We start from the raw sequence: 22,656 nt of genomic DNA, 5'->3' as shown, positions 1-22,656 counted from the left end.
CCACTCGACCGCGATTATATCGCGGTCGAGCATTGGAGCATCGTGCATCATACGTGAATTTTGTAGAGTTATTTGCTAAAAACCTATAAGTTCATAAAAGGCTTATAGGTTTATTTTTGTCATACTTATGGAAATTTCCCGCTTCCTGCTCCCGGCTCTTTTTTTGTTTCTCAAAACACAGGCACAACCGGCTGCTCGCCAGCCTCTTATGCTCTGGTATAAGCAACCGGCGAAGCAGTGGGTTGAAGCCTTGCCGATTGGTAATGGCCGATTGGGCGGTATGGTGTTTGGGGGCGTTGCAACCGACCATATTCAGTTCAATGAACAAACACTCTGGACGGGTGGGCCGCGTGAATACCAACGCGAAGGAGCGGCTCGGTATTTACCTCAGATTCGCCAATTGCTCGCTGACGGAAATCAGGCAGAAGCAGAAAAACTGGCGCAGGAGCATTTCATGGGCCGCCAAAGCGACGAAGAAGACTATCCACAAAAGAAGTTTAGCTGGTTTGCCAGCGTTCGGGCGCTGGCCGATAGTAAAGCGAGCCCGGCGTCCGTCGGTTTCGATGACCGGAACTGGAAAAACATGCAGGTACCAACCGCTGAAGGATGGGAGAAAGCGGGGTTGGAAGGACTGGATGGCGCGGTCTGGTTTCGTACGACGTTTGAGTTGCCCGAAGCCTGGGCGGGTAAAGACGTAGTGCTGGATATGGGTCGCATCCGCGATCAGGATTTTACGTATCTCAACGGCGAGCTGGTTGGTTCTGATGAAGGCATTGCCAAAAATCGGCGCTACAAAATCCCAGCGGCCAAACTACGTACCGGTAAAAACCAGCTGGCCATTCAGGTTATCAACCTGTTCGATAAAGGTGGGTTTATTGGTATCAAAACCAGCCAGCCAACGTTTGTGGTTTACCCCGTTGGTCAGCAGCCCACCGATGGTGTGCCGCTTAGTCGTTCCTTCCACTACTGGATTCAGGACGAAAACCCACCAGCAGCCCCCCATTATCAGGCCGATTATCAGCCCTTTGGCGATCTGTGGCTCAATTTTAAAGGACAGGAACAGGCGACCAACTACCGACGGGAACTGGACCTGACAACGGCACTTTCACGCGTTACCTATTCAGCCAATGGCGTGAGTTTTACGCGTGAGTATCTGTCCAGCGCGCCCGATCAGGTCATGGCTATTCATCTGACCGCCAGCAGGCCGGGCAAAATCAGCTTCGAGGCTTCGCTGGATAGCCCCCACAAAGGATCGTCGGTTCGGCAGATTGATAAACAGACAATTGCTCTGTCTGTTCAGGTTAAAAATGGGGCGCTGCGTGGCGAAAGTCTGTTACGTATCCAAACCCAGAAAGGCCAGGTTCGCGTGACGGACGGCAAACTAATTATTTCGGGGGCCGACGAAGCCACCCTGTACCTGACAGCGGGTACCAATTTCAAAAACTATAAAGACGTTTCGGGCGACCCGGCCAACATGAGCCAGCAACCCTTGCAGGCGTTACGTACCAAACGGTTCGAAGCGGTCAAAGCCGACCATATCCGCGAATACCAATCCTATTTCAAGACCCTTTCACTTGATCTGGGGCAGTCGCCCAACGAACGATTGCCTACCGACGAACGGTTACAACGTTTCGATAAAGAATCCGACGCGGCCTTAGCGGCTCTGTACGTGCAATACGGCCGGTATCTGTTGATTTCGAGTTCGCGACAGGGAACAGGGCCCGCTAATTTACAGGGGATCTGGAACGATTTGCAGACCCCTCCCTGGGGCAGCAAGTATACGACGAACATCAATCTCGAAATGAATTACTGGCCCGCCGGAAGGCTGAATCTGTCGGCCTGCCATGAACCGCTGTTCGCGGCAATCGACGAGCTGGTTGAATCGGGGCGAAAAACAGCAAAGGCGCATTACAATGCCCGTGGCTGGGTGCTGCATCACAATACCGATCTCTGGCGGGGTACGGCGCCCATCAACGCATCGAATCATGGCATTTGGGTGAGCGGGGGCGCGTGGCTATCGCATCACCTCTGGGAGCATTACTGCTACACGCAGGACCGTGCGTTTCTGCAAAAACGAGCCTATCCGATCATGAAAGAGGCCGCTCAGTTTTTTGTCGATTTTCTGGTCAAAGATCCCAAAACTGGCTGGCTCATCAGCACGCCGTCGAACTCCCCCGAACATGGTGGGCTGGTTGCTGGCCCAACGATGGATCATCAGCTTATCCGCGATCTATTCAAAAACTGCATGGCTGCCAGTGCGCTTCTTGGCACGGATGCCGCCTTTCGGGATACGCTCAAAACCATGTACAGCCAGATTGCCCCGAACCAGATCGGTAAACATGGACAGTTGCAGGAATGGCTTCAGGACGTCGACGATCCGAAAGACACGCACCGGCACGTATCGCACCTGTGGGGCGTTCATCCCGGCACCGACATTACCTGGGACGAAACGCCTGAGCTAATGAAGGCGGCCCGGCAATCGCTGCTGGAGCGGGGCGACGAAGGAACGGGTTGGAGTCTGGCCTGGAAAATCAACTTCTGGGCGCGTTTCCGCGATGGTAATCATGCCTATACCATGCTCAAACTACTGCTCCGACCCGCTATTTCGCCCGAAGGCACAACGGGTGGGGGCTCGTATCCCAACCTGTTCGACGCGCATCCGCCGTTCCAGATTGATGGCAATTTTGGTGGAGCGAGTGGTATTGCCGAAATGCTGCTGCAAAGTCAGGGCCAGCGGGGTGCCGCTCAAGTACTTGATCTGCTTCCGGCGCTACCCTCTACGTGGCCAACGGGATACATCAACGGCATCTGTGCGCAGGGCGGATTCGTGCTGAACATTCGCTGGCAAAATGGCCATCTGACGGGCGTCGAGATTACGTCCAAAGCTGGTCAGCCCTGCGTTCTCCGCTATGGCGACAAACAGGTGAGTCTGACAACCGAGAACGGGAAAACGTATCGGCTCAATGGCGATTTGAAAGTGATGTAGAGTCAATCAATTGGGTAATCACCGACTGGTTCTTTCCATTCCCCAAAGCCAATCCCCGAAAGTTCATCGCTTTGAGGGATTGGCTTAGCCTGTTTCCAATGATGACAGGCTACTGCTACAGGGATTTCAACTTAATATTTCGGAACCAGACACTAGTGTTCCAGTCCTGTAAGCCAATCCGGCCCAAAAATTTACCCTTAGCGAAAGGAGCCTCTTTTAATTTGCTGGCACTCACGCGTTTTTTCCAATCGGCGCTGGTTACATCGTGTTCCTGTACAGTATAGCCGTTAATCATAACGGTTAGCTTATTCTTTTTCAGCGTAACCTCAACTTTGTTCCAGCTCCCGAGCGGCTGGGGCTCCTGAATACGGACATCCGCGATACCAAACAGGTCGCCGGAGTTATGCGGATGCTCCACTTCTTTCTGGTACAGCACATCGTCGCCTACCTGAACCTCCAGACCCGTATTATAAATCTTCTCATTTTTAGGCGCTTCCTCAACAAAGAAAAAGAAACCGCTATTGGTGTATTTTTCAATCTTAAACTCCGCTTTAAAGTCAAAATCCCCGGAGAAGCTGGCATCGGTCACTAAATCGCCACCGTCGCGAACCGTACCAGTTGCTGTTTTGGGTACATCCAGATGCAAAACGCCCTGTTCCACTTTCCAGGAAGACGGTACGCCTTTGCCATTGTATTTATGCCACCCTTTGAGGTCTTGCCCGTCAAACAGCAATTTCCAGCCTTCTTTCTTTTCCTGAGCCGATAACGTATTAAGCGACTGGGCCTGCGCACCGGCAAAAGCCAGCCCCATGAGCAAACTGAAAACAGATCGTTTTAAAAACATAGTGATTAGGATTGAATCACTATAAGCGAGCTACTCTGATAAACTCCTCATTACCCCCTATTTCCTGCGAATCTACCCCTACATTCAGTCCGAAACCATGTGATCAAATCAGCCTGCTACGAATTGACTTTTCGTCGAAAATAATGCCGCAAATGACCCGTTTTTTGCCGTTTCCGCCCCCTATTGCTCCGACCAAAAGGTTGTAAATTTGAGCTATCAAATCAACCAAACAACAGCTACAAATGACACAGATCCAAGTTGAAACCGCGAATCGTAAAGCCACGAAAAAGGTGAACATTACGTATTGGATATTGACCGGTTTATTTGCGTTTGTGATGGTCGGCTCGGCCATTCCCAACATTATGGTCAACCCCATGTCGGTGCAGGGATTTCATGAAATGGGGTATCCAACCTACATCATTCCGTTTTTGGGTTGGGCGAAACTACTGGGTGTGGTGGCGATCCTGGTTCCTGGCTTTCCGAGGCTTAAGGAATGGGCATATGCCGGGCTTATATTTGATTTGCTGGGCGCTACGTATTCCGTCGCGAATAGTGGTAAAGAGCTCGTTCAGTTGGCGCCTATTTTTATCTTTGTGGCGCTGGGGTTTGGTTCGTATTTTTTCTATCACAAAAAGCGCAAAGCAACGGCGATCAGCAGTCCGGCAACGGCTCAAAACGGCTTTCAATTTAACGGTCCTACTCAGGTAGCGTAAATTCGATATAATTTTCAACTAGCAATGCCCGTAACCAATCACGTTTATGGGCATTGCTGTTTTTGTATTACCCTGAACCAGCTTGACACTAACCGTATAGAGTTATGAAAGTTGGGATGGCCCTTAACTTCTGTTCACTGAAAAGAAAGAGACATGTCCTTAAAATTCAAGGTCATTTCCTGAAACTGATTAATCACATCCTGACCAATGTTGCCAAAATACGCTTGACCTTTATACGTCGGAGTTTTATGGACAGCAATAGCCTTGAGAACTGCCTTTTTTGAACCGATATAAAGATTGACGGTTGGTAGGATGTAAACTTCTCTCTCGACTACACCGCCTGCCCCGCCAGACTCAATTCGCTGGAGAACACTCCTTTGCAGGACTCTCGTTTTGTATTTGTTGAAATAGTTACTGTAAAACTCCGTTCCGGTGGCACCCGTATCAAAATGAAAGCTGAGCGTGTCTTCGTCACTTTTAAGCCAAACAACGGTTGTTGATCCATCAAAAGCCAGGTTATGAAGCGGCTTTTTGGAGGATTGCCTCCCAAGGATCAGGCGCCCATCACTAATAAATCGAACCTGGTTCAAGGCCGTTATGACCGGAAAGCCTAGAATCCCCTGCATCTGATAGCGTATGGGTGGAAAATAGAGTATTTCATCGGGAACCACCTGGAATACGACATGCCTAAATAGAATATGACCAATGTACAGACTGTCGGCGATGCCCAACCCCGTCGTAAAGCTCTTGCCGGTAATCCCACTTGATTCTTGATAGGTTACGGGTAAGATCCTTAAGCCAATTTGTTTCGCAAAACTTTGGGTTACCGTAGATAAATGAGCCCGAGTATCAACAATAATCTTTCGGGGTGTATGGTTTATCTGGATGGGGATTTCAAGCAGGCCGATCTGGTTTCGTTTCCAGCGGATGCTATCCGGCCGAATGCTGACTTGTTGAGCAGGAATAGCGGCAAGTGCCTGGTGGATAAGTAACGTATTTTGAACAGCGTCACGCTGAAGGCCTAACTGGTGTTGATACTTGTTCAGGAGCTCTTTTCCAATAAAAGCCGCTTTTTGGTATTGAAATGTTTTGAAATAATTATCTCTCAGTAGCAGGAGTAAATCCACGCGCATTGAATCATCAACGAAGGAGGAATTGGCGGCCAGCAGTTGGTTGGTTTGGGCAATGGATACCGAGGGTTGATTAAAGGCACTGGCCACAAAGGCCGAATAGTACGTTCGTTTATCCGGGCTAATTCCGTCTTTCTTATTGAGCAGTTGACGTACTTTAAAATAGTCCTTTTCTTTTAAACTGGCCTGCAATTGTTTCTCCAGCAAGCCAGTGTCTGACTGGGTTGTGGACCTACAGCCGATCTGGTTGATGTAGCACACTCCAATAAGCATGAAAGCTAATAGTCTCATAACAGGGCTAGATGAATGCTTAGTGAAAGATAGCGTATACGATCGGGTTCTGAAGCTGCCGAGAATACGCTTATTCTCAAAAACGCTCCCTCCTATGGCTCAGGAGGCTGTGTAATTCTGCTTCTCAAAGGCAGCTTACTTGTTCAGGATACTGTACACAAGCGTCGTGCGCATCTTCCCTTTCTGCATAAAATCGTCCACCAGGGTTGACTCTAACCTAAACCCACTCTTTTCTAAAACGCGTATGGACGCTATGTTTTGAGCATCGCAGGTTGCCCGGATTAGTCGTAAGTCTAGCTGGGTAAACCCAAAGTGAAGTAACCCCCTACTGACCTCAGTAGCATAGCCCTGATGCCAAAACAGCGGGTTAAGGATATACCCCATTGTCGCCATCGAACTATCCTCTGAACTGATCGCCAATTCACAGCCGCCAATTAGCTGCCTATCTTCTTTTCGCTCAATACAAAGTTGGTAGCTCATACGGGGAGCAAGCGCTCGGTTGTTCTGAACTTCTTGTAAAAATTCCTGAGTATCCTCCAGGCTGTTAGGCCCCCAGTTTTGGTACTGAACCACGATGGGTTGACTAGCGTATTGATGAATGGAAAGCAAATCATCAGGTCGGTACTCCCGGATAAGTAGTCTACTGGTTTCGAAGGGAGACTCCATAAATTCGCGTAAGACGCGCGTTTAGCGCTTAACAACTTAGCCAATGTACGAAACGTCAGGCTAACTATTCCTGAATAATCCGGCTCGTCAAACCCTCTTTTTTTAATCCAGGTTCTATTGTTCATAGAGCCTTATAGGATGAAGCTGTTTAAACTTTTAAAGGAAATTCAAAAATGCGTGTTTTTGTCATGCTGACCGGGACGCGTAGTCGCAGGAAGCATGACAAAAAAAGCTACCCGGTTTTAATGAAATTTGAAAAGTTTAAACAGCTTCGATACAATAACTAATTAGCCTCCTGAATTTTACTACATCAAGCCATCCCTAGGTGGATTGACAAAGCCCTTACAACTCTATTTGATGATTACCCCTTTCGCACCAGCTAGTTCGGGCAGCACACTATTCATTTAGGCCTTTTGCCGGTTCAACAAAGGTCAATACCGTCTCATCGATTAGGGTGAAGGCCAGGCTAGTTAAGCACTAGACCTTTGTACTGTTCAACAGAGACTTACCTCTATCATGGCTACAGTAAAAACCGCACCACTACCCCACGGCCTTCAGGGAACAGGGTTCTTTGCTACCTCGTTTGAAGAGGTAATAACACTCGCCAGAAGTTATTCACTCTTTCCGCTCCCCTTTGCTACCTCCTGCTGCGGTCTTGAGTTTATGGCAACAATGGGTAGTCACTACGACGTATCTCGGTTTGGGGCTGAAATCCCCCGATTCTCACCCCGGCAAGCCGATTTACTCCTTGTGATGGGGACTATCTCCAAGAAGATGGGGCCGGTGCTCAAGCAAGTATACGTACAGATGACCGAACCCAAATGGGTTATAGCTGTGGGTGCCTGCGCCAGCAGCGGTGGCATTTTCGATACCTACGCCGTCTTGCAGGGTATCGACCGAATCATCCCCGTTGATGTCTACGTACCGGGCTGCCCACCCCGCCCCGAACAGATTCTGGACGGTATCATGCAGATTCAGGATATCGCCCGGAATGAATCCTTGCGACGGCGCAACGAACCTCAGTACGAAGCCCTGTTGCATTCGTATCAGATTCAATGAAAGTAGAAAACGCCCTGGCTGCTGCTCAGGGCGTTTTTGTAGTAAATAAGGCTCATCATGCTTTTGAAGCTGTTGATATGATCCCTCAAAACGTTACTTAATGGCCGCCAGGGCAGCAGCATAATCCGGCTCTTGCCCTATTTCTGGCACCTGCTGTTCGTAAATAATTTTCCCTTCAGGATTCACCACAATTACCGCCCGACTTAGCAGGCCTTTCATGGGGCCGTCGGCAATTTGCACCCCGTACGATTGGCCAAAATCAGTTCTGAAATCCGAAAGCATTACCACATTTTTAATGCCTTCTGCCCCACAAAACGCTTTCTGGGCAAACGGCAGATCTTTGGAAATACAGAGCACGGTGGCGTTTGTTAGACCAGCGGCATCCTCATTAAATTTCCGAACCGATTTAGAACAAACCCCCGTGTTCACACTCGGGAAAATATTCATGATCACGTATTTGCCTTTGTAATCAGCTAACGAATTATCCTTCAGATCAATACCGGTCAAGGTGACTTCTTTTAGCGGTGTTCCTACCGCAGGTAGTTTACCAACGGTATGGATTGTTTTCCCACCTAGCGTAATGGCCGTGCCGGAGGTTTGTCCTAGGGCAATATCTGTAATGAATAGGCCTGCTAGGCCCAGAAGAAAGAGTGTAAAGGTTTGTCTAGTGTTTTTGATACCGTTCATAAACTGCATTTTATTGATGGTCGTTCTTCAAATGTACTTAGAAATCATTGATGTTTATCGATTCGGTTGGCCGAACAGATTCGAAAGTCTCGATTTATTACACTGTACTTGAGTTTTGTAGTATTTTTCTGTCATTCCGACGAAGGAGGAATCTTCGGGTGCGGGTAAACAGCTATACTCATCCGAAGATTCCCGCTCCGGCGGAATGACAGAAAGCTTTTACAGGACTTTCGCATAGAGCCGTGCCACGGTTCTCTATTATCCATAAACAAACCGTGGCATGGCTCTATGCGAAAGTCCTGTTTTAACGTGAACTATTAGATTTAGCCATTGATTAGTAACTACTTAAGCGCTGCTACCGTCGCTACGCGGTCAAAAATCTCACAGTTCGCGTTAAATTAAAAAACGCTGGATCGTAATTGTAGTTTAGCCATTAACATCCTCATGATTATGGCTACTTCTCCTCTGGCAGACGACATTACCATCTATCGCGCCTTGCTCGATTCAATTGATGAGGGCTTTCATATTAGTGAGTTACTTTATGATCCGACTGGACAGCCCATCGACTGGCGCTATCTGGAAGTCAATCAAGTGTTTGAACGCCAGACAGGTCTGCTAAACGTAGTGGGTAAGTTGGGCAGTGAAGTGGCCCCCAATACCGAATCCTACTGGTTCCAGACTTATGATCAGGTTTTGCAAACGGGTCAGTCGCTCCGCTTTGAGAACTATAACCAGGCCACTGGACGGTGGTATTCTGCCTATGCCGCCCGCATTGGTCCGGAGGGTAGCCATTTATTTGCGGTAGTGTTCGATGACATTACCGAGCGTAAACAGACCGAAGAAGCCTTGCGAGTCAGCCAGGAGCGGCAGGCTTTTCTCCTCCAGCTCAGTGACGCCATTCGGCCGCTGACCGACGCCGTTGAGCTCCAGCAGACATCCATGCGGTTAGTTGCCCATCAACTGGATGTGATGCAGGCTACCTATTTTGAAGTAGCCCCCGACCAGGACACCTTCAACCTAACGGCTCGCTATGAACGGGATGCCGTTCCAATTCCGGCCCAGATGCGTCTGTCCGACTTTTCGCCGACGTTGGCCGCTGACTACCGCACGGGACGCACCTTGTTGGTTCAGGACACCGAGGCCGAAGCACAGCGGGAAGCCTACCGGGCGATTGGGGTCCGGGCCTGGGCAGCCGTGCCGCTGGTCAAAGGCGGGCAACTGATGGCCATCGTCGGTGTTCATACCAAAACCCCGCGCCATTGGACCAGTACCGACGTGCAGTTGCTGGAGGAGGTGGCCCAACGCACCTGGGCGGCCGTAGAAAAAGCAAAGGCCGAAGAAGCCTTGCACCAGAGTGAAGAGCGCTTTCGCCTGCTGGTTACGGCCAGTTCCGACTCGCTGTACCAGATGAGTGCCGACTGGAGCCAGATGCTCAATCTAAAAGGCATGAATTTTCTCACTAACACCAATCAGGCAAGCGCCCACTGGCTGATGGGTTACATTCCGGACGAAGACCAGTCTGAGGTCCAACGAGCCATCCAGCAGGCTATCGAAACCAAGCAGATGTTTGAACAAGAACACCGCGTTATCCAGGCGGATGGGACCGTTGGCTGGACGTTATCGCGAGCCATCCCGGTCCTGGATAAGCAGGGAGAGTTTTGCTACTGGTTTGGCGCGGCCAGCGACATCACCCCACGCAAACATATGGAAGAACACTTGCGTCAGACCGACCGACGCAAGGATGAGTTTCTGGCCATGCTGGCTCACGAACTTCGCAATCCGCTGACGCCCGTTCGTACTGGATTACAGGTGCTGAGTCTGACGGATAGCGATGATCCAACGCTAAATTCACTGCTACCAATCATGAATCGGCAGATGGATCATGTTATGCGGCTAGTGGACGATTTACTGGACGTGAGCCGCATCAGTCGGGGTAAGATCGACTTACAAAAAGAGCCCCTGGACCTGACTAGCGTTGTCGATCAAGCGGCTCAGGCCATCCGCCCCCTCTATGAGCAGGCCGGCCGTCTGTTGCACGTGGCCTTACCGACCAGCCCCTTACCGCTGAATGGTGACCCCACCCGTCTGCATCAGGTGGTGACCAACTTATTGACCAATGGTTTGCGTTATACGCATGAAAATCGCAACGGCGAACCGGGTCAGGTCTGGCTTTCGCTGGAGGAAATAGGATTTGAAGCGGTATTGCAGGTTCGAGACAACGGTATTGGCCTGGCTGCGGATCAACTTCAGGCGATCTTTGGCCTATTCGTGCAGGTGGACACCTCCCTGGCCCGCTCCAACAGTGGATTAGGATTAGGACTAACCCTGGTCCAGCAACTGATTGAGATGCATGGCGGTCGTATTGAAGCCTTTAGCCCTGGCCTGGATCAGGGGAGTGAATTTGTGATACACCTGCCTGTTTTCCAAGCTTGATCAACTCTAACCTCTATTATGAGTAACCAGACGAAACGGCTCCCAAACCGCATTTTAGCGGTAGACGACAATCAGGATGCACTGACGGTTTTGCGCATGCTTCTACAACTGAAAGGCTATCAAGTTCAGACCTGTACGAGTGGTCAGCAGGCCTTGCAAATGGGCGAACAAAACCCGCCTGAAGTGATCTTACTAGATATCAGCATGCCAGGCATGAATGGCTATGAAACCTGTCGCCGGATTCGTCAGCAGGCCTGGGGTCAACCGCTCCTCATCTTTGCCTTAACGGGGTATGGACAGCCAGAAGCTATTCAGGAGGCATACGAAGCCGGTTTTAACGGGCATTTGACGAAACCGGTCGATTTGGCAGCACTGACAAGCCTGCTCGAAATGGGCCAATCTTAACATTCCTTTCCGAAAAAAATAGGCTCAGTAAAACGCTAAATTACCTATCACGTGGCTGTCGATTGACGTCTAAACCGGACTTTCAAACACTCTCGATACCTTTGCGAATAAACGACGCCAGACTCACTCCATCTTCAACCAGTAATACCCTCATGTTTTATCGACGAATCACTTATGGCTTCCCAAATCGTATTAAGCCAAACCAAGTCAGGCCCCTTTTCGTAAAAAAATACCCACAGCGTAGGTACTTCTATCACTTTTAGTTAGTTCGTGAGGAATCAGGGTCGTTTTATAAAACGGGCGTACTCGTCAACTTGCCACTACCAGCCAGGTTCCTTAACGGATTGATTTTTCAGGCAACTGGGCTTTAATTCCTTCATCCAAGGGCATTTTATCAGGACTGGCCCCCGTCTGCCGTAGCAGGCTGGCTAATTCCGCTTTTAACTGATTCAGTTGGCGAGCATATCGACGGTCATTAATCAGGTTGTGATTTTCCTCCGGATCGTTCGCCAGATGGTATAATTCCGCCAGGTGCTTATCGGGTGTTCCGTCGCCAGTAGGGTAATGAATGTATTTCCACTGATCGGTTCGAATGCCCCGGACATTTGGCGTATAGGGAAATTGTTTCTCGTAATTATATTCATAAAACCACGCCTTTCGCCAGCCCGTTGGATCGCCCTGAACCAGCCGTTTGAACGATTGCCCATGAATAGATTGTAAGGCCGGGGCGCCACATAAATCCAGGATGCTGGGAGCAATATCGAGGGTGAGGACCTGCTGACCAACCACCACCGGCTTCGAAACAGGGGTCAATCCTGGAAACCGAACCAACAGTGGTATGTGGATACTGGGTTCGTGCATGGTTCGCTTGTCCACCATTCCGTGCTCTCCATTTAGCAGGCCATTATCTGAGGTAAATACGAAGATGGTGTTGTCTAACTCGCCCATGTCTTTCAGGGTACGGTATATTTCCCCGACGCTGTCGTCAACGGAAAGAATAGTACCCCAGTAGGCATGAATCATGGCTTCGAAATCCTTGACGGCTTCGGGGGATGTATCCGGAAACGTCTTTCGCCATTCGAACAGCGGACCATAGATGCCATGCCAGGTCGTTAATCGCTGTTCGATCCACTTCGGTTTGTCGGCCAGGGCAAAAGCACTTTGTGGATATGAAATCGGAACGCCATCAAACGCCCTGGCGTATTTGGGCTCAGGGGTATAAAAGCTATGGGGGGCCTTATGACCCAGCATGAGAAAAAACGGCTTAGATCGCTTGTTCTTTAGCCAATCCGCAGCCATTTTGGTAACAACGGTTGTATAATAGCCCTTGACCTCCCGACTCCCCTGTCCATTGATGTTAAACTCTGTATCCCAGTATTTACCCTGTCCTTTATGGGTCACAAAATAGTCGAAGCCAGGGCGTGGACTGTCGTTTTCCTCGCCCATATGCCATTTGCCAATGTAAGCCGTTTCGTAGCCTGCCGACTGTAACGTCCGGGGCATATTGGGCCGCTCGGCCGGAAAATCGGTAAAGTTGTTTACCACACCATGCGTGTGAGCGTATACGCCACTCAGAATGGAAGCGCGACTAGGGGAACAAAGAGAAGTGGTACAAAAATAGTTTTTGAAATATACCCCTTCGGCCGCCAGTTTATCAATATTGGGAGTTTTCAGGTACGGGTTTCCGCCAGCCCCTAGGGCATCCCAGCGCTGATCGTCGGTTAGAATTATAACCACGTTTGGCCGCTTTGTGGGCAATTCGTTTTCTTTTCTAAAGCCATAAAAGCTAAATAAAGTGGTTATGGCAAGCCCATAAAGTAGCAGGTTTGGTAAAGACCTCATTCTAGTTAATCCTTTTTAGTGGCCACCATGTATAGTGGCCTAATGTGCCTACAAGTTAAGTGTATTGTGGATTATGTTGGCCTTTTTCCAGTATCGTTTCACCCTCCTACCCTATGCCTTCACAGGCCGGGGTAGGAGTAAGCTCAACAAGGTTTCGCTGTGGCAAGTGAAAACACTTCACCAACAAGACATCCTATCCGAGTTCGGCCGGTTTCCGATCACCCGCTTTTCCGCCTGTCCTACTACAGTTTCAGGTTTGAATCGATGTATTCGCCGATGTACCGAACAGGGGTCGATAGGTCCTATGCTAGTCGTACCCGCAACTCATGGGAGTCACTCTTGGAATACGTTCGTCCCCGGAAGCGAATCCCAGCCTGGAGCCAGTTTGTTCATTTACAGTCATTTTCACTTCCCAACCCGTAAATTTTAGCTTAAATACGCCGAAAATTCATCGCTTTTTGCCCCAGGTTACAATAGGTCAAGTCAATGTTACAATAGTGAAAGTGACCCGTGTATGGCGCGCCTACCTTTGATCCATTGGAAATAACTCCATAGACCAGTTAACTAAGTTAATCTTTTCTTTTTATGCGCTCGTTTATGCTTATGTCAATGCTCTCGGCCAGCTTGCTGATAACTGCCGGAGCCTGTTCGTCCGGACTTATCCATCCGACTAGTTTTAGTGAGCCAGCAGCCCCGCCACCACCTCCTCCACCACCGCCACCACCCCCTCCGGCACCGACGGTCAATGTGGCTCCGGTTGCGCCCTCCATTGCGCAGATCAACCAGCCTATTAAAAAGCAGGTTACTTTCACGCTGCCAGCTTTCACTGACGGAAATGGTGATCCATTAACGTATTCAGTTACTGGACTGCCAAGCGGTATGACGTTTAACTCAACGACCCGGGTCATCACAGCCTTAATCGCCACTGCCGCTACCTATAGCTTTCAGTATAAGGCGTCTGATGGTAAACTGCAGAGTGCAGTAACCGTAGTGGTTAAATTTTCCTGAGAGTACCGAATCCTTGATTGGTCTATCTGCCTGGGTGGACCAGTCAAGGGTTGTTTACTAGCATCCGTACCCCTTCTGACAACTGGGCTCATCAATCACGACCGGAATTGGCTTGTATGTTGAGGCTTCCAAAGGCCCAGTAGGGCCGATTGCCGGTTAAGTAACACATTTTTTCTCTACCCATCTGCCCTAACAGCAAAATCCGGTTACCGATTGGACTCAACTTGGCAAGCTCATCCTGAGCAGGCTAAATTAGTTAGTACAGCGTACAATCAAGTAACAAACCAAACCGTGTAGGTTATTTTTATACATTAGAGGGAAATTTCATATGCATGCGTTTCCTCTTTTTAAACCTTTTTCTACTTTTATTAATTGACTGCAACGGTGTACTGGCTCAAAAAGGGTGGCAGGAATTAACCATTTCCAATGGTTTATCGCAGGGGATGGTTTTTGATATAAAGCAGGACGCAAAGGGCTTTATCTGGGTAGCGACCAAAGATGGCCTGAATCGATACGATGGGCATACTTTCAAGGTTTTCTCGCATGACCCCTACAATAAGTTCAGCATTTCGGATGATGCCTGCTCGGCATTACTGATAGACAGTCATCACCGACTTTGGGTTGGTACGCTGACCAATGGCCTCAATTTATTCGATCACCGAACCCAGCGATTTTATCATCTTACGATCAGTGATCGGGCAGCATCGGGGGCAGGCAACTACGAGATTCGTCAACTAGCCGAAGACCCCGAAGGCAATATTTGGGTCAGTACGGATAAAAATCAGTTATTTAAAATTAGCCTACCTGACCCACTCAAAACCGGCTTTCCAGACACCACAAATTTTACCCGACAGGTTCGTATACACCAACTCTCGTTTCCGGGAAAGGAAATGAATATCCATCATTTCCAATTTAATCCAACTGGCGAAGCTATTGTGGGTACGTCGGATGGCATGTCGATACTTAACTGGCGACAGCCTACCGGCCTGAAGCCGATAAACCGGGTCATTCATCGAGGCATTGCCATTGGGTCAACCGACGATGATGCGCTGCCAGGCTACTGGTTTTCGGCTACTCAGGAGGGCGTTTTTGCCTGGCATAATGGGCAGGTAAAGGCCCGCTGGTTTCCCTCCCAACGGACAGCAAACGTGACGATCAAGTGCCTGGACGAAAGAATAATAGCCATTGCGACGGTAGATTATTTATGGGTCATGTCACCCGCCGAATTTCTGCAGCGGGATAGTTTGACCGCCCAGAATGCCTACGCGGTAATGCCTCCCAGTCTATTTGGAGTCAGAGCACTGTTGAAAGATCAAACGGGCGGCTTATGGGTAGGTACGTCGGGGTATGGTCTGCGCCTGTTTAATCCAAAAATCAAGCTCTTTCAGACGTATCTGCCCAACCATTCGCTATCGTATCTGTATCAGGATCGACAGGGGCGGATTTATGCCCGGGAGCAGTATGCCTATAATCAGGTCGAATTAGCAACAAATCGGCTAACGCCGATCGATCCGGCGAACACAACAAACGGTATGGTACAGCGATTCCTGATCCAGGACCGCCAGCAAAATTTCTGGATAACGAATGGTGGCCCTGAGCCCGATCGGTTCTTTATTCAGAAATTTTCGAGTGACTGGAAACTGCTGAAAACCTATCCGCTTCCAAAGGGATTGTTTTTCGGTGTATTTGGCAATCAGACGGTTGACGATAAAGCGGGGAAGCTATGGATTGGCGCAGGCGATGGGAAGCTACTGCGCTTTGACCCCGTAGCCGAAACATTCCAGGTATTTTCGTACGAACACCTGTTGCCGAGTAAGGGCACTCCTGCGGAGACCTATGCCCTGTATTTCGACCGGGCCAATACGCTCTGGATCGGCACGCAAAAAGGGTTAGTTCGGGCGAAAAGCGTATTGACCAGGCCTGAGTTCTCTATTTACAAAAACTCGACAACCGACCGGCGAAGCCTCAGCAACGACTTTGTCTCGTGCGTAATCGACGACCCTTACCAGCCCGACCACTACCTGTGGGTGAGCACCAAAGGAGGAGGACTCGAGCAACTGGATAAACAGGCCGGTACGTTTCGACACTTTGCCGAGGCCCAGGGACTGCCTAACAAGGTCGTATACGGACTATTGGTTGACTCGTTTAAAAAATTATGGATGAGTACCAACCGGGGGCTAGCGCAGTTCGATCCAAAAACGTTTACCTTCCGCAATTATGCCAAAGCCGATGGCCTGCAGGATGATGAGTTTAATACAGGATCTTTTTTCAAATCCCCTTCCGGCGACTTGATGTTTGGGGGTATCAATGGGTTGACTATTTTTCGACCTGGGGACTTTGCCAGGGCGAACAGCCAATTACCCCAGGTGCATATAGTTGGGCTAAAAGTAAACAATAAGGCGGTAGAAACTGGGGCTGATGATGGTATTCTGGCGACGAATATTGAGGACGCCCAAACGGTTAACCTCAACCATACCCACAGTCTGTTGTCAGTTGAGTTTGGCGTAATGGACTACACCAATCCGACCAAGAACCGATACCGGTATCGCCTGGAAGGCATCAATGAAAACTGGGTTGAGGCTGGCGATAATCGAATTGCTACATTCACGCAACTCCCAGTAGGAACCTATCGGCTGGAAATGATGGGATCGGCAAATGGCAATGTATGGAGTAAACCCGTAACGCTACAGATCATCATGCATCCACCGGTTTATCGGACTGGGTGGGCCTATTTACTTTACACCCTGATCCTAAGCGTAGTAGGCTGGCTGCTTTATCGCTTTCAACGGCAACGGCTACTCCTGCAACAGCAACTTGTGTATGAACAACAGGAAGCTAGTCGACTGGCCGAGCTGGATGCGCTGAAGACCCAGTTTTTTGCCAATATCTCCCACGAGTTGCGGACACCGCTGACGCTGATTTCAGGCCCGGTTGAACAAATGGCAAAAGAATATGCCGAGGATTGGCGGTTCCCGATCCTGCAACAAAATGCGAAACGACTCCTTGGCTTAATCAATCAGTTACTCGATCTGACCAAACTGGAGGCTGGTCAGCTGAAGCCGGAACCCGAAACAGGTGATTTGGCTGGATTCTTTCGACTCGTGGCGAGTTCTTTTACGTCGATGGCCGAGAGCCAGCAGATTAACTTTTCCTTCGCCCAGGCTGAAACCGTGTACTGGACTTCCTTCGATCGGGATAAGGTCGAGAAAATTGTTACGAATCTGCTGGCCAATGCGTTAAAGTTTACGCCGGCTGGCAAGGCGGTGGTTATGGAGGTAGTCTATCAGGGAGGCAGAGCCTTTTTGACCCTGCGGGATACGGGTATTGGCATTCCTGCTGCTAAACTCCCCCATATCTTTGATCGCTTTTATCAGGTAGATGGGAAGGTGAATCGTTCCTACGAAGGGACGGGTATTGGCCTTGCCCTTGTCAAAGAATTAGTACAGGTGCTGGGCGGTACCCTCTCCGTCGATAGTACCGAAGGGGAAGGAACTACGTTTTGGGTAACCCTGCCTGCCACCCCGATTGACCCTTCCGTGGAGAATTTTACGAGTACGACGACGCAGCCTGAAAAGCCGATCAGTAGCCGCCAGATCAGCCATCGTAAGATACTTCCTGAAAGGCCGCTTCCAACCACGGGTTTGGCATCGGACAACCTGCTACTGATCATCGACGATAACGCCGACATTCGGGCGTATGTGCGGAGTATTTTCGAAACGCATTACCAGATTCTGGAAGCCAGCGATGGGCAGGAAGGCTTCGAAAAAGCTACGGAACAGTTGCCTACTCTGGTAATCTGCGATTTAATGATGCCCCGACTGGACGGGTTTGGCTTTTGTAAGGCGCTGAAATCGCAGATGGCGACCAGCCACATCCCCGTGATCATGTTGACGGCCAAGGCGACCGTTGCCGACCGCATTGAAGGTTTTGAGCTAGGCGCCGATGAGTACCTGACCAAGCCCTTCGACCAGACTGAAATTCAGGTGCGGGTACGAAACCTGATCCGCCAGCGGGAGCGGCTAGGGCAGTACTTTCAGGAGCGACTGGGGCTCCTCCCCGCTCCTCTTCCAGCCAATGAGGAGTTGATTACGAAGGAAAACGCTTTTCTACAGAAAGTACTGGTCGTGATAGATGCTCACCTGGCCGAAAGCGGATTTGATGTAGAGCAACTAAGCGGGCATCTGAATTTGAGCCAGCGGCAACTGGTCCGCAAGCTAAAAGCCGTGACAGGCCAAACCGCCGTAGAGTTTATTCGTAACCGTCGATTGGAACAGGCGGCTACGCTACTTCGCCATGGTGAGTTAAGCATCTCTGGCGTGGCCTATGCGGTCGGCTTCGAGAGCCTATCGTACTTCACCCGAAGCTTTCAGGAGAAATTTGGCGTGCCGCCATCCGCCTTTAGCGAGGATCAGGCAAAGGCTTATTAAGTAACCAATATTCGTTTCAGATTCTGTCAGGCTCCGTTTGGGGCCTGTTTTTTTGTCTATAGGGCACAGATGTCCAAAATGAGCAAAAGAATGTCCGAAATGGATTAACAGACAAGCTGGATTTGGGGTGATTTTTGGGGTAGCCTATAGGGACTATCTTTTCACAAGTATTTTCTTTTTGTATGAATCATTTCTACCCTCAATCAATCACGCGTCCTGGTCTGGCTCCGACTACAATCGTTGTCTCATTCCGAACGAAGCGTAGCCGCCAGAGCAGGCTGTGGCTCATGGCTTTATTGCTGCTGTGGTCTAGCTCGCTGCTGGCTCAGGACTGGAACCAGATTATTAAAACGGTGGCCTCGGACCGACGTACCTCATCCACCGCAGGCCGGGGGGCTGGTGATCATTTTGGGTCTTCAGTGGCCATTGATGGTGACTATGCCGTTGTAAGTGCTGGTGGGGCTGGCCAGGATGCTGGTGGGGGCAATACGCTCCAGTTAGCAGGTTCGGCCTTTGTGTTCAAACGGGTGAACGGTACCTGGACCCAGGTTAAAAAGCTGGTAGCTTCAGATCGGGGGGTGAATGATCAGTTCGCCTGCTCAGTAGCCATTAGTGGAAGCCTGATTGTGGTGGGCTCCCATCAGGAAGATGAAGACGCTTCGGGTGGAAATACGCTGAATGAAGCGGGTTCGGCCTATATATTCAGCCAGAATCAGGGCGGAGCCGACAACTGGGGCCAGGTCAAAAAGCTGGTGGCGGCTGACCGGGAGACTAGTGATTTGTTTGGTCACTCGGTAGCCATCAGTGGTGAGCAGATTGTGGTCAGTGCCCTGCTGGAAGACCATGATGCTTCGGGGGGCAATACGCTGAGTGAAGCGGGTTCGGCCTATGTGTTCAGCCAGAATCAGGGGGGCGCTAACAATTGGGGACAGGTCAAAAAACTGGTAGCCTCGGACCGGGGGGCTGGAGATAGATTTGGCTCCTCGGTAGCGATCAATGGAGGGCAGATTGTGATCGGTGCCTATGGGGATGACAAAGACGCTTCGGGGGGCAATACGCTGAATTTGGCGGGTTCAGCCTATGTGTTCAGCCAAGATCAGGGGGGGACTGACAACTGGGGACAGGTGAAAAAATTAGTGGCGGCTGACCGGGGGGCAGAGGACGGCTTTGGTGTTTCGGTGAGCATCAGTGGCGACCTGATTGTGGTTGGAGCGGCCGGTGAAGACCAGGATGCTACAGGAGCGAATACGCTTAGTTTTGCGGGTTCAGCTTATGTATTTAGCCGGAGTCAGGGTGGAGCTGATAATTGGAGGCAAGTCAAAAAGCTGGTGGCGGCTGACCGAGCGGCTTTTGATCGTTTTGGTGCTTCGGTGGGCATCAGTGGTAGCCAGATTGTCGTAGGGGCCTTTGATGAAGCTGAAGACGCTTCGGGAGGAAATACGCTTAGTGTGGCGGGTTCGGCGTATATATTCAGTCAGAACCAGGGGGGCGCTGATAACTGGGGTCAGATCAAAAAGCTAGTAGCCTCCGACCGGGGACCTAATGATCAGTTTGGTATTTCAGTGGCTATTAGCGGTAGCCTGATTGCGGTGGGGGCCAATTCGGATGGCGAAGATGATTTAGGGGGGAATGCAATCAGTGGTGCGGGTTCGGCCTATGTGTTCAATCAGAGTCAGGGCGGAGCCGACAACTGGGGGCAGGAGCAGAAAATCGTTTTAAGTGATTACCAGGTTGATGTTAACTATGGCTATTCGGTGGCCATCGATGGCGATTATGCGGTAGTGGGGGCCTATAAGGATGGTATCGACGCCAACAGTGGTCAGCCAATATTCAGTGCTGGCTCGGCTTATGTGCTCAAACGACAAAACGGCACCTGGACCCAGGTTAAAAAGCTAGTAGCCTCTGACCGGGGACCTAATGATCATTTTGGGTATTCAGTGGCCATCAGCGGGAGCCTGATTGTGGTGGGGGCCCATCAGGAAGATGAAGACGCTTCGGGGGGAAATACGCTTAATTTGGCGGGTTCGGCGTATATATTCAGTCAGAACCAGGGGGGCACTGATAATTGGGGTCAGGTAAAAAAGCTAGTGGCCTCTGATCGGGGACCTAGCGATCAATTTGGTATTTCAGTGGCTATTAGCGGTAGCCTGATTGTGGTGGGGGCCTACCAGGAAGATGAAGACGCTTCGGGGGGAAATACGGTAAATTTGGCGGGTTCAGCGTATATATTCAGTCAGAACCAGGGGGGCGCTGACAACTGGGGGCAGGTCAAAAAAATAGTCGCCAGTGACCGATCTGTGATCGCTCAGTTTGGTATTTCAGTGGCTATTAGTGGGAGCCTGATTGTGGTCGGTGCCTATGGGGATAATGTTTCGGGGGCTGCCTATGTGTTCAGTCAGAGTCAGGGTGGCACCGATAACTGGGGACAGGTTAAGAAACTGGTGGCCTCGGATCAGGCAGCGAGCGATAGCTTTGGTTTTTCGGTGGGCATCAGTGGCAACACCATCGTGGTCGGTGCCTACGCTGAAGATGAAGACGCTTCGGGAAGTAATACGCTTACCGGGGCGGGTTCGGCGTATGTGTTCAGCCAGAATCAGGGGGGAGCTAATAACTGGGGGCAGGTTAAGAAACTGGTGGCCTCAGATCGGGCAGCGAGCGATAGCTTTGGTTTTTCGGTGGGCATCAGTGGCAACACCATCGTGGTCGGTGCCTACGCTGAAGATGAAGACGCTTCGGGAAGTAATACGCTTACCGGGGCGGGTTCGGCGTATGTGTTCAGCCAGAATCAGGGGGGCGCTAACAATTGGGGACAGGTCAAAAAATTGGCAGCCTCGGATCGGGAGTCTACCAGTCAGTTTGGCACCTCAGTGGCCATTAGTGGCATTGAGATTGTGGCGGGTACACCTTATGAAGACAAGGATGCTAGTGGCGGTAATGCGATCACTGATGCAGGTGCCGCTTATTTTTTCAGGTCTAACCAGCCTGTTTTAACGGGCCTCCGTGCCAATCCCGGTACCGTCTGTTTGGGTAGTGTGACTACCTTCACCGCCAGCATCGGCAACCTGACGAGTAGCTATAGCTATACACTTACCAACGGCAGTAACACCACCATCGGAACGGGCAGTTCCGAAACCCTGAGTCAATCCCTGGTTGCAACAGGTAGCGGAACCCAGACCTTTACCCTCATCGTCAGCCAAAATGGCAGTGCCACCACCACTATTGCCTCCCTGACGGTCAATGCCAAGCCCAGCCCTAGCATTACCTCCCAGACTTCATTCCTAACTTGTACCACCCCCAGCATCAGTCTGACCGCTACTGGGGGAGTCTCCTATCTGTGGACTGACAATAGCACAGATGCCATACGTACGGTGACCTCACCAGGTGTGTATTCGGTGATCGTAACGAATATCAATGGTTGTACAGCCATAGCATCTAGAACGATTGCCAGCAATATGGTGCTGAACCTGTCCGCAGGGGCTAGCTTACCCCAGGCCAATGTGGGGGTAGTTGTCAGCCTGACCGCAAGCGGGGCCACGGCCTACCAGTGGAGTGCCCCCTCTACCGTCTTGCTGACCAGTCCTACGACGGGCTCGGCCCTGTCGGCCAGTCTGACCACGGCGGGGGTACAGACCTTCACACTGGTGGCCTCGGCAGGGGTGTGTTCCCAAAGTGCGTTGGTGAGCGTGACAGCGCTGGCAGGACCCGACCTGTCGGCTATTATGAGTTTGCCGGATGGTAATTTCCAGGCCGGGGAAAGCAAAGGGTTGCTGATGCAATTGCAGGAGGTCAATGGCTCGACGGCCTCGGGCAGTATTGTGATCACCATCACGGTTCCGACGGGCTATAGTGTGAGCTTCGACAACAGCCTGACCAGCATCAATGTGTCGGGAGGCAGCACTAATCCGGTATCCGTCCAGAATAACAAATGGCACCTCAGTAGTTCGGTAGCAGGTCAGCAGGTGAGCCTGTCCATCAATGGAGGTGAATCGGTAGTGGCCAACAGCACCCTGAATCTGGGCTTCACTATCACGCGTACCACGGCCAACGCAGGCAGTGTGTCCAATATCACGGTGAACATTGCTGATGATAGTGGCGGTCAGTATGATGTCAACCAGCTCAACAATATCTACGCCCGCGTCATTAGTGGCCTGTAACCTATCTCTGG

Annotated in this window: 13 protein-coding genes; 8 read left to right on the top strand and 5 right to left on the bottom strand. The window is 50.5% G+C overall.

Annotated features, from left to right (window positions below; translation table 11 throughout):
* Window positions 1-127: 127 nt before the first annotated feature.
* Entirely contained in the window at window positions 128-2,986 is a 2,859-nt protein-coding gene (locus ACYVFD_RS01130; protein WP_461087679.1) for a glycoside hydrolase family 95 protein, read from the top strand.
* Between the two features lie 115 nt (window positions 2,987-3,101).
* Here the strand turns inward: ACYVFD_RS01130 and ACYVFD_RS01125 are convergent, their stop codons facing one another.
* Complete coding sequence (locus ACYVFD_RS01125; RefSeq protein ID WP_461087677.1) at window positions 3,102-3,830, bottom strand: 3-keto-disaccharide hydrolase; 729 nt, start codon at window positions 3,828-3,830, stop codon at window positions 3,102-3,104.
* A gap of 242 nt (window positions 3,831-4,072) precedes the next feature.
* Between ACYVFD_RS01125 and ACYVFD_RS01120 the strand changes: the two genes are divergently transcribed.
* On the top strand, window positions 4,073-4,543 hold the full coding sequence (locus ACYVFD_RS01120) for a DoxX family protein (RefSeq protein WP_461087675.1): 471 nt from the start codon (window positions 4,073-4,075) through the stop codon (window positions 4,541-4,543).
* A 134-nt stretch (window positions 4,544-4,677) separates the two neighbouring features.
* Here ACYVFD_RS01120 and ACYVFD_RS01115 read toward each other — a convergent pair whose 3' ends face one another.
* On the bottom strand, window positions 4,678-5,964 hold the full coding sequence (locus ACYVFD_RS01115; RefSeq protein WP_461087673.1) for an aspartyl protease family protein: 1,287 nt from the start codon (window positions 5,962-5,964) through the stop codon (window positions 4,678-4,680).
* A gap of 135 nt (window positions 5,965-6,099) precedes the next feature.
* Window positions 6,100-6,630, bottom strand: coding sequence for a GNAT family N-acetyltransferase (locus ACYVFD_RS01110; protein WP_461087671.1), 531 nt, complete (start codon window positions 6,628-6,630; stop codon window positions 6,100-6,102).
* A gap of 516 nt (window positions 6,631-7,146) precedes the next feature.
* Between ACYVFD_RS01110 and ACYVFD_RS01105 the strand changes: the two genes are divergently transcribed.
* Window positions 7,147-7,689, top strand: coding sequence for an NADH-quinone oxidoreductase subunit B (locus ACYVFD_RS01105; RefSeq protein WP_461087669.1), 543 nt, complete (start codon window positions 7,147-7,149; stop codon window positions 7,687-7,689).
* A gap of 93 nt (window positions 7,690-7,782) precedes the next feature.
* Here ACYVFD_RS01105 and tpx read toward each other — a convergent pair whose 3' ends face one another.
* Entirely contained in the window at window positions 7,783-8,376 is a 594-nt protein-coding gene (gene tpx, locus ACYVFD_RS01100; RefSeq protein WP_461087667.1) for a thiol peroxidase, read from the bottom strand.
* A gap of 450 nt (window positions 8,377-8,826) precedes the next feature.
* On the opposite strand from tpx, the gene ACYVFD_RS01095 reads away from it, so the two are divergent.
* Window positions 8,827-10,809, top strand: coding sequence for a PAS domain-containing sensor histidine kinase (locus ACYVFD_RS01095; protein WP_461087665.1), 1,983 nt, complete (start codon window positions 8,827-8,829; stop codon window positions 10,807-10,809).
* A gap of 18 nt (window positions 10,810-10,827) precedes the next feature.
* Window positions 10,828-11,214, top strand: coding sequence for a response regulator (locus ACYVFD_RS01090; RefSeq protein WP_461087663.1), 387 nt, complete (start codon window positions 10,828-10,830; stop codon window positions 11,212-11,214).
* Between the two features lie 336 nt (window positions 11,215-11,550).
* Here ACYVFD_RS01090 and ACYVFD_RS01085 read toward each other — a convergent pair whose 3' ends face one another.
* Entirely contained in the window at window positions 11,551-12,951 is a 1,401-nt protein-coding gene (locus ACYVFD_RS01085) for a sulfatase family protein (protein WP_461087661.1), read from the bottom strand.
* Window positions 12,952-13,641: 690 nt separating this feature from the next.
* Here ACYVFD_RS01085 and ACYVFD_RS01080 point away from each other — a divergent pair.
* The 3 genes from ACYVFD_RS01080 (at window position 13,642) to ACYVFD_RS01070 (ending at window position 22,645) form a co-directional block, all read left to right on the top strand.
* Window positions 13,642-14,064, top strand: a complete 423-nt coding sequence (locus tag ACYVFD_RS01080) for a putative Ig domain-containing protein (RefSeq protein ID WP_461087659.1) — start codon at window positions 13,642-13,644, stop codon at window positions 14,062-14,064.
* A 332-nt stretch (window positions 14,065-14,396) separates the two neighbouring features.
* Complete coding sequence (locus tag ACYVFD_RS01075) at window positions 14,397-18,491, top strand: hybrid sensor histidine kinase/response regulator transcription factor (protein ID WP_461087657.1); 4,095 nt, start codon at window positions 14,397-14,399, stop codon at window positions 18,489-18,491.
* Between the two features lie 182 nt (window positions 18,492-18,673).
* Entirely contained in the window at window positions 18,674-22,645 is a 3,972-nt protein-coding gene (locus ACYVFD_RS01070; RefSeq protein WP_461087656.1) for a hypothetical protein, read from the top strand.
* The last annotated feature ends 11 nt before the right edge of the window (window positions 22,646-22,656 follow it).

The organism is Spirosoma gilvum (assembly GCF_054776815.1).
Note: the sequence above shows the minus strand (reverse complement) of the source record. Positions and strands in the feature narration are given on the sequence as shown.

What these genes read in the sequence shown, in the direction of transcription:
- ACYVFD_RS01130 (WP_461087679.1), top strand. Translation starts at nt 128, where the DNA reads ATGGAAATTTCCCGCTTCCTGCTCCCGGCTCTTTTTTTGTTTCTCAAA.
- ACYVFD_RS01125 (WP_461087677.1), bottom strand. Translation starts at nt 3,830, where the DNA reads ATGTTTTTAAAACGATCTGTTTTCAGTTTGCTCATGGGGCTGGCTTTT.
- ACYVFD_RS01120 (WP_461087675.1), top strand. Translation starts at nt 4,073, where the DNA reads ATGACACAGATCCAAGTTGAAACCGCGAATCGTAAAGCCACGAAAAAG.
- ACYVFD_RS01115 (WP_461087673.1), bottom strand. Translation starts at nt 5,964, where the DNA reads ATGAGACTATTAGCTTTCATGCTTATTGGAGTGTGCTACATCAACCAG.
- ACYVFD_RS01110 (WP_461087671.1), bottom strand. Translation starts at nt 6,630, where the DNA reads ATGGAGTCTCCCTTCGAAACCAGTAGACTACTTATCCGGGAGTACCGA.
- ACYVFD_RS01105 (WP_461087669.1), top strand. Translation starts at nt 7,147, where the DNA reads ATGGCTACAGTAAAAACCGCACCACTACCCCACGGCCTTCAGGGAACA.
- tpx (WP_461087667.1), bottom strand. Translation starts at nt 8,376, where the DNA reads ATGAACGGTATCAAAAACACTAGACAAACCTTTACACTCTTTCTTCTG.
- ACYVFD_RS01095 (WP_461087665.1), top strand. Translation starts at nt 8,827, where the DNA reads ATGGCTACTTCTCCTCTGGCAGACGACATTACCATCTATCGCGCCTTG.
- ACYVFD_RS01090 (WP_461087663.1), top strand. Translation starts at nt 10,828, where the DNA reads ATGAGTAACCAGACGAAACGGCTCCCAAACCGCATTTTAGCGGTAGAC.
- ACYVFD_RS01080 (WP_461087659.1), top strand. Translation starts at nt 13,642, where the DNA reads ATGCGCTCGTTTATGCTTATGTCAATGCTCTCGGCCAGCTTGCTGATA.
- ACYVFD_RS01075 (WP_461087657.1), top strand. Translation starts at nt 14,397, where the DNA reads ATGCGTTTCCTCTTTTTAAACCTTTTTCTACTTTTATTAATTGACTGC.
- ACYVFD_RS01070 (WP_461087656.1), top strand. Translation starts at nt 18,674, where the DNA reads ATGAATCATTTCTACCCTCAATCAATCACGCGTCCTGGTCTGGCTCCG.